Here is a 4,572-nt window from a genome sequence, read left to right on the forward strand (position 1 = left end):
GGACATGGGCTATGACGTCACCGTCGCGCAAGGCGCGGGAGAGGCGCTGACGATCCTGGACGACGATCATCACTTCAACCTCCTGTTCACCGACATCCTGATGCCCGGCGGCATGAACGGCGTCGCGCTGGCCAATCGCGTGAAGCGCGACCATCCGCGCATCGGCATCCTGCTCACCACCGGTTTCGCGGACGAGGCGATCGACGAGGGCGCGCGCAGCTACGAACTGATCCGCAAGCCGTACCGCCGCGCGGATTTGAACGCGCGCATCCGCGCGGTGCTCGACCGGCCCGGCGCCCGCACCTGATCCGCCGGCCCAGTCTTCCCCCGGGCCGATCGACATGCGATTTGCCGGTGCACGGTGTTCGCGCGAAGCCGCAAAGACGCGAAGTGAAGAAAGGGATTGGTTCGCGCGGAGGCGCGGAGGACGCGGAGAGTGACCTGTAGCGCAGGGCGGCACTCCCTTCAGGGAAACAGCGATATTGGGCCGCGGCCGGTAATCGGCGTTACGAGCAGCCCGATGCGCGACACCTCCGCGTCCTCCGCGCCTCCGCGCGAACCCCGACTTCCTTGCGTCGTCGTCGCGGTTTCGCGAGAGCGTCTTACCCCGCCATGCGAATGCTGGCTGCCCGGGGGGGGACGCCGGGGAGGGGCGCTTCGCCGGGGCAGCGGCAGCCGATTGTTTCGGGCGCGACGATCTGCTGTAACCTGCGCCCATGAAGAGGATCATCGCCGCGAGTCTGCTCGCGATCGCCGCCGCCGCCGTCCCCGCGGGGGCGCGTCAGCTCACCATCGCCGACGTCACGATGCTCAGCCGCATCGGCGCGCCCGCGATGTCGCAGGACGGCCGCTGGCTGGTCTGGGCGCAGCGCGAGACCGACCTTGCGGCGGATCGCGGGCGCTACGACCTGTGGCGGCTCGACCTGTCGCGCGGCGGCGCGGTGCCGACCCGGCTGGTCGCCGATCCGCAGATGGACGAGAACGATCCGCAGATCGTCGGCAGCACCGTCTATTACAGCGCCGACGACGCCATCTGGTCGGTACCCGTCACCGGCGGCACGCCGTGGCGGCTGACCGACTTCAAGGGCGGCTTCAACGGCTTCAAGGTCGCGCCCACCGGCGACCGCGTCGTCGTCTGGGCCGATCGCAGGCCCGGCGCGCCCAGCCTGGAACCCGCGATGGAGAAGAAGGCGGCGGACGCGGGATCGGGCCGCACCTACGATCGCCTGTTCGTGCGCCACTGGGATACATGGGCGGACGGCAACCGCTCGCAATTGTTCGTCCTGCCGCTGACGGGCGCGGGGGCGAAGGGCAACGGCGTCGCGATCACCGGCGCTTTGGTCGGCGACACCCCGTCGAAGCCGTTCGGCGGCGGCGAGGAAGTGAGCTGGAGCGCGGACGGCCGCACCGTCTATTTCGCGCTGCGCGAGGCGGGGCGGATCGAGCCGCTGTCGACCAACCTCGACATCTTCGCCGCCCCCGCGGACGGCTCCGCCGCGCCGGTGAACCTCACCGACGCCAACGACGCCACCGATACGCAGCCCAGCGTATCGCCCGACGGCCGCAAGCTCGCCTACGTGGCGATGCGGCGACCGGGCTATGAGGCGGACCGCTACGTCCTGACGATCCGCGATCTGGCGACCGGCAAGGCGGTGTCGCTGACCGAACGCTGGGATCGGTCGGTCGGCTCGATCAATTGGGCCCCCGATTCGCGCAGCCTGTACGTGACGGCGGAGGACACGCAGGAAGTCCCGCTGTGGCGCGTCGACGCGCAGAGCGGGGAAGTGACCCGGCTGACTCAGCAGGGCCATGTGTCCGCGGTCGCGATCGGTGCGAAGGGGCCGGTCGTCGCGATGGACAGCCTGACCGCGCCGGGCGATTTCTATCGCGTCGCCGCCAATGCCGGGAACGCCGCGCCGCAGCGGCTGACCAATGTCAACGCCGCGAAGCTGGCGGGCATCGACATGCCGACGGTCGAGCGGTTCAGCTTCACCGGCGCCAACAACGACACCGTCTGGGGCTATGCCGTCCGCCCGGTCGGCGCGCCTGCGAAGCTGCCGATCGCGTTCATGGTCCACGGCGGGCCGCAGGGGTCGAGCAACAACAGCTGGTCGTACCGCTGGAACCCCGCGGTGTTCGCGGGCGCGGGCTATGGCCTCGTCGCGGTCGATTTCCACGGGTCGACCGGCTACGGTCAGGCATTCACCGACGCGATCCGCAACAATTGGGGCGGCTGGCCGCTGGAGGACCTGCAAAAGGGCCTCTCCGCCGCGACCGCGAAGTTTTCATGGCTCGACGCCGACAACGCCTGCGCGCTGGGCGCCAGCTACGGCGGCTACATGATGAACTGGATCGAGGGGAAATGGCCCGACCGGTTCAAGTGCATCGTCCAGCACGACGGCGTCTTCGACGCGCGCGCCATGGCGTACGAGACCGAGGAATTGTGGTTCGACGAATGGGAACACGGCGGGAAGGCGTATTTCGAGGACCCCGAAGCGTTCGAGAAGTGGAACCCCGTCAACCTGGTCGCGAAGTGGAAGACGCCGCAGCTCGTCATCACCGGCGAGAAGGACTTCCGCATCCCCTATACGCAGGGCCTCGCCGCCTTCACCGCGCTGCAACGCCGCGACATCCCCTCGCGCCTGCTCGCCTTCCCGAACGAGAACCACTGGGTGCTGAAGCCGAAGAACTCGCGCCAATGGTATGGCGAGGTCATCGGCTGGATGGACCGCTGGACGGAGGGCGGGAGCGCGCGCTGACCCCCTGCAACCCCCGTTCGCCCTGAGCCAAGTCGAAGGGCATGCGCGACGGTCGCCCACAGCGTTCGACTGCGCTCAGGCCGAACGGGGGGTAGTGCCTGAGCCATGGTTTTGGCTATGGCCGCTCGCATGACCGAGCTGCCCAAAACCTTCGACCCCGCCGAAATCGAATCGCGCTGGTACGCGCATTGGGAGGACAACGGCCTGTTCCGCCCCGACCGGCCGGGGGCGGAGCCGTGGACGATCGTCAACCCGCCGCCCAACGTCACCGGCTCGCTCCACATCGGCCACGCGCTCGACAACACGTTGCAGGACATCCTGACCCGCCACGCGCGGCTGAAGGGGAAGGATGCGCTGTGGGTCGTCGGCACCGACCATGCCGGCATCGCGACGCAGATGGTTGTGGAGCGCCAGATGGCGCAGCGCCAGCAGAAGCGCACCGACCTGACCCGCGACGAATTCGTCGACAAGGTGTGGGAATGGAAGGCGGAAAGCGGCGGCGAGATCACGCGCCAGCTGCGTCGCCTCGGCTGTTCGATGGACTGGACGAACGAGCGCTTCACGATGGACGAGGGCTTCAGCAAGGCGGTGCTGAAGGTGTTCGTCGACCTGCACCACGAGGGCCTGCTCTACCGCGACAAGCGCCTCGTGAACTGGGACCCCGGCCTCGGCACCGCGATCAGCGACCTGGAGGTGGAGACGCGGGAGGTGCGCGGCAGCTTCTGGCGCCTGCGCTACCCGCTGGAGGATGGCAGCGGCCATATCGAGGTCGCGACGACGCGGCCCGAGACGATGCTGGCCGACATGGCGGTCGCGGTCCACCCCGACGACGCGCGCTATACCGCGCTGGTGGGCAAACGCGTGCGCCTGCCGATCACCGGCCGCCTGATCCCGATCGTGGCGGACGAGCATGCCGATCCGGCATTGGGCAGCGGCGCGGTGAAGATAACGCCGGGCCACGATTTCAACGATTTCGAGGTGGGCAAGCGCGCCGGGTTCAGGGCGGGCGAGATGCTGAACATGCTCGATGCGAAGGCGCAGGTCGTGCAGGTGTCGGACGGCCTGATTCCCCCGGATTTTCTCGGCCTTTCTACGGCTGATGCGCGCTGGACGGTCATCGCTTGGCTGAAGAACGAAGGCGCTCTGATCCCGCACGTCGACAAGGACGGCACGGAATACGACGCGGAGCCGCGCACGATCCAGACGCCCTACGGCGACCGCTCCGGCGTGGTGATCGAACCGTGGCTGACCGACCAATGGTACGTCGATGCGAAGACGCTGGCGCAGCCCGCGATCGAGGCGGTGCGGTCGGGCGCGATAAAGATCGTGCCGAAAACGTGGGAGAAGACGTTCTTCAACTGGATGGAGAACATCCAGCCGTGGTGCGTGTCGCGGCAATTGTGGTGGGGGCACCGGATCCCGGCGTGGTTTGGTTACCCGCTGTGGGGAGCCGATCTCGAGGTCACTGATCCCGAGGTTGTGGGTAACCCGATGGCGCAGTTGCCGACCTTCGTCGCCGAACACGAAGCAGACGCTTTGAAGCTGGCGGAGACCTTCTACCGAAAAAACTGGAATTTGGCGGGCAAGACATTTTCAGTGATAGCCGGCGAAGAGGCTGGTTTGGAGGTAAACGGCGATCAAGTAGTTGCGATGATCCGTCGTGATTCCGACGTTCTAGACACTTGGTTTTCATCCGCACTGTGGCCGTTCGCGACGCTTGGTTGGCCCGAACAAGATCCTCCCCGGAACGGGGAGGGGGACCATGCGCAGCATGGTGGAGGGGGGGCGCCACAGGCGACACCGCCCGCGGCCA

Annotated in this window: 3 protein-coding genes; all 3 read left to right on the plus strand. The window is 67.7% G+C overall.

Going from position 1 to position 4,572, the window contains the following annotated elements; genetic code table 11:
* The coding region (locus tag ASG29_RS17565; protein WP_235532876.1) for a response regulator at positions 1-307 on the plus strand (307 nt) is incomplete at its 5' end.
* A 409-nt stretch (positions 308-716) separates the two neighbouring features.
* Entirely contained in the window at positions 717-2,759 is a 2,043-nt protein-coding gene (locus ASG29_RS11000) for an alpha/beta hydrolase family protein (RefSeq protein ID WP_055983667.1), read from the plus strand.
* Positions 2,760-2,888: 129 nt separating this feature from the next.
* On the plus strand, positions 2,889-4,572 hold a 1,684-nt coding region (locus ASG29_RS16445; protein WP_082515927.1), incomplete at its 3' end, for a valine--tRNA ligase.

The organism is Sphingomonas sp. Leaf412 (assembly GCF_001425405.1).
GTDB lineage: Bacteria > Pseudomonadota > Alphaproteobacteria > Sphingomonadales > Sphingomonadaceae > Sphingomonas.